6 protein-coding genes are annotated in these 6278 nt (G+C 71.1%); all 6 read right to left on the bottom strand.

The window, feature by feature from the left end; genetic code table 11:
* The coding region (locus tag VAE46_RS00220; protein ID WP_322794884.1) for a DnaA N-terminal domain-containing protein at positions 1-345 on the bottom strand (345 nt) is incomplete at its 3' end.
* A 478-nt stretch (positions 346-823) separates the two neighbouring features.
* The gene (locus VAE46_RS00215; protein ID WP_322794883.1) at positions 824-2821 is read right to left on the bottom strand and encodes a PhoX family phosphatase; all 1998 of its coding nucleotides are present in this window, start codon (positions 2819-2821) and stop codon (positions 824-826) included.
* 123 nt (positions 2822-2944) lie between these two features.
* Positions 2945-3679: an ABC transporter permease gene (locus VAE46_RS00210; RefSeq protein ID WP_322794882.1), complete on the bottom strand. Its 735-nt coding sequence runs from the start codon at positions 3677-3679 to the stop codon at positions 2945-2947.
* A gap of 12 nt (positions 3680-3691) precedes the next feature.
* Positions 3692-4609, bottom strand: a complete 918-nt coding sequence (locus VAE46_RS00205; protein WP_322794881.1) for an ABC transporter ATP-binding protein — start codon at positions 4607-4609, stop codon at positions 3692-3694.
* Complete coding sequence (locus VAE46_RS00200; RefSeq protein ID WP_322794880.1) at positions 4606-5493, bottom strand: hypothetical protein; 888 nt, start codon at positions 5491-5493, stop codon at positions 4606-4608. The genes VAE46_RS00205 and VAE46_RS00200 overlap by 4 nt, the downstream gene beginning before the upstream one ends.
* The coding region (locus tag VAE46_RS00195; protein WP_322794879.1) for an ABC transporter ATP-binding protein at positions 5480-6278 on the bottom strand (799 nt) is incomplete at its 5' end. The genes VAE46_RS00200 and VAE46_RS00195, both read right to left, overlap by 14 nt.

Genomic DNA, 6278 nt, shown 5'->3' with positions numbered 1-6278 from the left:
ATCGAAGGTGAGGGCGCAGTTGACGGTGCCGGTGATCGGCCCCCGGGGCGGGCGGCGTGCCGCCTCGGGCGCGGGACCGACGACCCGGAGCTCGACTTCGCCGAGGACCTGGGCGGCTGCACGCTCGATGACGGTGCGGAGGCGGGTATCGAGCCAATCGCGGGCGATCTCGTTGGGGGCCTGGATGGTGAAGGTGCGGCCATCGAAGGCGCAGGGCCTTGCGGGGGCAAGCCAGGTTGCGACGGTGTGGGGGTTGAGCTGGACTTCGAGGCAGCCGAGGATGGCGCGCCATGTGCGGGCGAGGTGGCGGGGTTCGGCGCCCGGGCTGGCGGTTTCCAAGGGCACACACTCTCCTTCCTCCCGCGCGCAGCGGGCGGCTCCACGGTGGTTGCGGCGTCGGTGAGACGTGGTCTTCGGGGCCGTCCCCCCGGCCCCCGCAGGCGGGGACAGGGGCGAAGGGTAGTGCGCGGGGCCGGGGGGTTCAACGCTCTTATGTCAGCGCAGCGGGGGGTGCGGCGAAGGATTCACGCGGGCGCGGGTTTATGTGCGCCGGGGCCATTGCGGCCCAGTATGGACGCTAAGGAGCAAGGAGGTGGGAGGTGGGAGGTGGGAGGTTGGAGGTTGGAGGTTGGAAGTGGGACCGGGAGCCGGGAGCGGGGAGCCGGGAGCACCGCCCGGCCCGGCCCCGCCCGGGAGCGGGGAGCCGGGAGCACCGCCCTGGCGTCAGCCCCTGCCCGGGAGTGGGGTGCAGGGAGCGGGGAGGGGCCGCTCTCCCCTTCTCCCGTTCTCCCGTTCTCCCGTTCTCCCCTTCTCCGGTTCTGCCTCAGCTGCCGATGGGGCCGCCGTCGTCCTTGCGGACGAAGATGACCGACGGCCGCGGGTCCTTGCCGTCGGGGAAACGGCTGGACGGGTTGGCGAGGGTGGTGCCTTCGCCGGGGTGCTGGATGGAGACGAACAGGGTGTCGTCGGTATCGGAGAAGATGAGGCTGGCGACTTCGCCGCCGGGGACGCCGCTGAGGAACTGGCGGTTGTAGCCGCGCTCGGGGCCCTCAACGGGCACGGCGAAGACGCCGTCGTTCTTCTTGAACGAGGAGGTCTGGCCGTCGGTGGAGATCCAGAGGTTGCCCTTGCGGTCGAAGGCGATGTTGTCGGGGCTGGAGATGGGGCTGCAGAGCGATGGCGGGAAGCCGGCGAAGTAGGTCTGGTCGGTGGCCGGGTCGCCGCAGAGCATGAAGATGCCCCAGCGGAAGGTATCGCTGGTGTGGTCGCCGCGGGCGGGGCGGAGTTCGATGATGTGGCCGTGGCGGTTGTTGTTCCGGGGGTTGGCGGCATCGGCGCCGGCCCGCCCGGAGGCGCCGCGCTGGGTGTTGTTGGTGAGGGCGGCGTAGACGAAGCCGTTCTTCGGGTTGGTTTCGACGTCCTCGGGGCGGTCCATCTTGGTCGCGCCGACGAGGTCCGCGGCGCGGCGGGTGTTGATGCAGACGTCGCCCTGGGTGGCGAAGCCATTGGCGGCGGTCAGCGGGCCCTGGCCGGCAACGAGGGGAAGCCAGCGGCCGGTGCCGTCCGCATCGAAGCGGGCAGCGTAGAGGGTGCCGCGCTCCAGGAGGCGCATGTTGGCCTCGCGGTCGTTGGGGTTGTACCGGCCTTCGGTGACAAAGCGGTACATGTATTCGAAGCGTTCATCGTCGCCCATGTAGAGGACGACGCGGCCATCTGGGGCGATGACGCTGGTGGCTGCTTCGTGCTTGAAGCGGCCGAGGGCGGTGTGCTTGCGCGGGAGCGAGCCGGGGTCGTGCGGGTCGAATTCGACGACCCAACCGAAGCGGAAGGGTTCGCTGGGCTCGCGGGCAAGGTCGAAGCGCGGGTCGAAGCGCTCCCACTTGCGCTCGCTGGCAGCCTTCGGGAGACCGTAGCGGCTGTGGACGGCGCGCTTCGCCGCATCGGTGACGGCATCGGCGTTGGCGAAGTACTGGTGGAAGTTCTCCTCGCAGGTGAGGACGGTGCCCCAGGGGGTGATGCCGGCGGCGCAGTTGTTGAGGGTGCCGAGGACGGTGTAGCCCGCGGGGTCGGCGGAGGTGCGCATCCAGGGGTGGCCGGCGGCGGGGCCGGTGAGGCGGATGGGGGTGGTGCCGGTGATGCGGCGGTTGTGCCAGGCGCCGAGGGTGTAGCGCCAGCCGCGGGCGGGATGCCGTTCGATATGGATGACGGAGACACCGTGGGCTTCCAGCTCGGCTTCGACCTGGTCGCGGGTGGGATTTTCCGGGTCGTAGCCCGGGAACATGAGCTCAGGGTTGGTGTATTCGTGGTTGACGACGAGGAGGGCGCGCGTTTCGGTGAGGGGGATGAAGCCGAGCCAGTCGCAGTTGTAGCCGAACTGGCGGGACTGGCGGGCGCCGCTCTGGTTCTCGATGTCGAAGCCGGAATCGGGGTCGAGGAAGAGCGGGTCGCCCCAGCGAATGAGGGTCTCGAACCGGTACCCGGGCGGGACGATCACGCGGTCGGAGCTATCGAGCTTGACGGGGGTGAAGGCGAGGCCGGTGCTGCCGGCGGACTGGGCGCTGGCCGTTTCGGCGCCGAGGGCGGCTTCGCGGCCGACGACGAGGAAGCCGGCGGCGAGGGCACCGAGCCCGAACAGCCCGCGGCGAGAGATGGCGCGCTGGAGGATGTCGCCGAAGTAGGCGTTTTCGGAGCTGTTCGGGAGGGGACCGGCGCACTGGTTGCCGCAGCTCCAGCGGCAGGTCTGGGGGTGCAGGAAGCACTGGTTGGGCGCACCCGTCTCAATGACGGGCAGCAGATCGGACGGGTCGGGGTCCAGGGTCATGGAGACTCCTCGCTGCGATGCGTGCTGCGGCCAAGGCGGCCGCGCACCATCGTTGGCGGGGATGGTTATCGAGCGTGGAAGAGCCGGTGATCGGATGGTTAGCGCGGCCCTGGTCAGCGCGGCTCAGGCGGATTCGCCGATTTCCCAGCGCTCGAGGCGGCGGATGGCGAGGACCGTGAACAGCGGCAGGACCGCGGCGGAGAGCAGGGCGGCCTGGAGGGGCGACAGGCGGGGGTCGAAGACGGCCGGGAGGTCGAAGAAGGCGTCGGCGAGGCCGAGCGTGTACTGGCGAATGGAGAAGAAGCGGACGCCGGAAAAGATGCCGGAGATGACGCCCTCCCAGAGGAAGACGTAGAGGAGACCGGCGACCAGGGCCCGGGAGGTGAGGACGCTGAGCCAGGTGAAGAGCGCAAGGTAGAGCAGGGCGCCGACGGGCACGGCGAGCGTGAAGCCGAGGACGAGGGCCGGGTCGGCGGATTGGCGGGCGACCAGGCCGGCCGCAGCGGTGGTCGGGATGAGGACAGCGGCGGCGATCAGCCAGGCGGTAACGAGCCGGGAGAGGACGATGCGCCAGCGGGGCAGCGGTTTCCCGAGGAGGTAGACGGCGGTGCCGTCTTCGAAATCCTGGCCGAAGGCAGCGGTGCCCAGGACGAGGCTGACCAGGGGGAGGATGGTGGTGGTGACGATGCCGCCCAGGAGCGCCCGGGCAGTGAAACGGGCGGGGTCGGCGTCTTCCGGCGCGGCGAGGCGGAAGAGCAGGGCCATCGCAACGGGCACGAGGGCGAGGAGCCCGACGAGGAGGGTGCGGCGCTGGCCGAGGAGGGTGCGGGCGGTGAGCTGGACGACGGCGGCGTTCATGGGCGGCCGGGCTCAGCGGCGGACCAGGTAGGCGAAGACACTTTCGAGCGATTCATCGGTGGGGCGGACCTCGTAGAGGGTGACCCCGGCGGCGGCGGCCGCGCGGGGGAGGGCGAGGGCGCAGGCTCGCAGCTCGGCGGAGCGGATTTCGAGACGGCCGTCCTCAATGGCGACGCCGCGGATGGCGGGGTCGGGGAGGAGGGCGGCAGCGAGCGCGCGGTTATCGCTGGAGCGGACGGTGACGGTGTGGGGGCGGTCGGTCATGAGGGCACGGATGCGGCGGTAGTCGCCGGAGGCGGCGAGCCGGCCGGCGACGATGACGAGGACCTCGCTGGCGAGGCGTTCGACCTCTTCGAGGATGTGGGAGGAGTAGAGGATGGTGCGCCCCTCGGCGGCCATGCGGCGGAAGAGGTCCATGAGCTGGAGGCGCTGGCGCGGGTCGGCGCCGTTGAACGGCTCGTCGAGGATGAGGATGGGCGGGTCGTGGACGATGGCGGCAGCGACCTTGATGCGCTGCTTCATGCCCTTGGAGTAGGTGCCGCAGGCGCGGTCGGCGGCGGCTTCCATGTCGACCCGGGCGATGGCGCGGCGGGCGGCGTCGGCGGGGTCGGGGAGGGCGTGGAGCCGGGCGTTCAGTTCGACGAACTGGCGCCCGGTGAGGAAGGGGTAGACCGCTTCGCGCTCGGGGACGAGGCCGATGCGGCGGTAGATGTCCGGGTTGCGCCAGGCGGGCTGCCCTTCGATGCGCACCTCGCCGGCGGAGGGGCGAAGGAAGCCGGCGAGGCAGTGGAGGATGGTGGACTTGCCGGCGCCGTTCGGGCCGAGGAGGCCGGTGATGCCGGGTCCGACCGTGAAGCTGACGTTGTTGACGGCGACGACGTTGCCGTACCAGCGGGAGAGGTTTTCGACGGCGATGGGCGGGGCGTTCATGCACGCAGCTCCCGGAAGCGGCGGAGCAGCAGGGCGAGCGCGACGGCGGCGTGGGCGAGGGCGAGGAGGGGGTAGGTCCAGTCGGGCAGCCCGGCCTGCGCCTGGGCAGAGGTCGGGCCGGGGTCGCGCCCGAACACCCAGAGGGTGGCGCCATAGAGGAGGTCGAACGGGCTGAACCAGACGGCATAGCGGCCGACCTCGCCGCCGATTTCGACGAGGAGCGAGGCAAAGGGCAGCGTGATAAAGAACCAGGCCGCGACCGCGACGGTGGCGTAAGCGCGGCGCGGGGTCTGGGCTGCCAGGGCGAGGCTGACGGCGGCGGTGACGACGGCGATGCCGCTCCCGGCGACGAGGGCCTGGGGCAGCTCGCGCCAGTGGTCGGCGAGGTAGCCGGGGATGTCCTCGCTGGCGAGGCCGTTGCCGATGAGGAGCACCACCTGCGGCAGCAGGGTCAGCACCGCGAGCGCGGCGGCGAAGGCGGCGGCCCTGGCGAGCACGTAATCCTCGCGGCGCAGGGCGCGGGCGAAGTAGAGCACGATGGTGCGATGGCGCAGGTCGCGGCCGTAGATCTCTGGGGCGACGGCCGCGCAGAAGAGCGCGACCGGGACCTGCACGTAGCCGAAGTAGTTCCAGGGCGTGATGATTTCGACCCGGTCGCCGACGAGGGCGGCGACGCCGAGCTGGACCAGCGCGGGGAAGAAGGCGATCACGGTGATGGCGACGGGCAGGACCTTGGCCGAGGGGCGCCGACCGAGGCCGAAGGCGCCGCGGAGGGTGAACAGCCAGAGGGTGCGAAGGGCCTGAGACCGGCCCAGGCGGGGACCGTCGTAGCGGCGGTAGCCGAGGTCGTAGATGCTGCCGGTGCGGGGTTCAGCTGGCGGCATGGGCGGGCTCGCTCGCGGGGCGGAAGAGGTCTTCGAGGGCCTGGCGGCGCGGTTCGAGGCGGACGAGGCCGAGGGATTCGCGGGCACAGAGGTCGCGGATGAGGTCGTACGGGGGCTCGCCTTCGAGGGCGACGAGGATGGATGCGCCATCGAGCTCGGCGCGGAACCCGTGGGCGCGCAGGGCGGCGAGCAGCGCCACCGGTTCGCCATCGAGTTCGACGACGAGCGTGCCGGTATCGGCGGTGAAGTCGCGGAGAGGGCCCTGGCGGAGCAGGGTGCCGGCATCGATGACGACGACCTGGTCGCAAACGCGCTCGATTTCGCCCAGCAGGTGGGAGGCCATGAGGATGGAGATGCCGAACTCGCGGCCGGTGCGGCGGACGAGGTCGAGCATGTCGTCGCGGCCGGCGGGGTCGAGGCCGTTGGTGGGCTCGTCGAGAAAGAGGAGCTGCGGGTCGTGGACGAGGGCCTGGGCGAGCTTGACGCGCTGCTTCATGCCGGTGGAGTAGCCGCGGATCTCGCGGTAGCGCTCTTCGAAGAGCCCGACGTGGCGGAGGGTCTCGGCGGTGCGCTCCCGGGCGGCGGCGCGGGGCAGGCCGTTGACCTGGGCCATGTGGGCGATGAATTCGGTGGCGGAGACATCGAGGGGGAGGCAGTCGTGCTCGGGCATGTAGCCGACGTGCTGCCTGAGTTCGAGCCCCTGGCTGAGGACGTCGTAGCCGAGGACGGTGGCGCTGCCGGAGGTGGGCGGGAGGAGGCCGAGGAGGATCTTGATGAGGGTTGAC

The sequence above is a fragment of the Tepidiforma sp. genome (assembly GCF_034433535.1).
GTDB lineage: Bacteria > Chloroflexota > Dehalococcoidia > Tepidiformales > Tepidiformaceae > Tepidiforma.
Note: the sequence above shows the minus strand (reverse complement) of the source record. Positions and strands in the feature narration are given on the sequence as shown.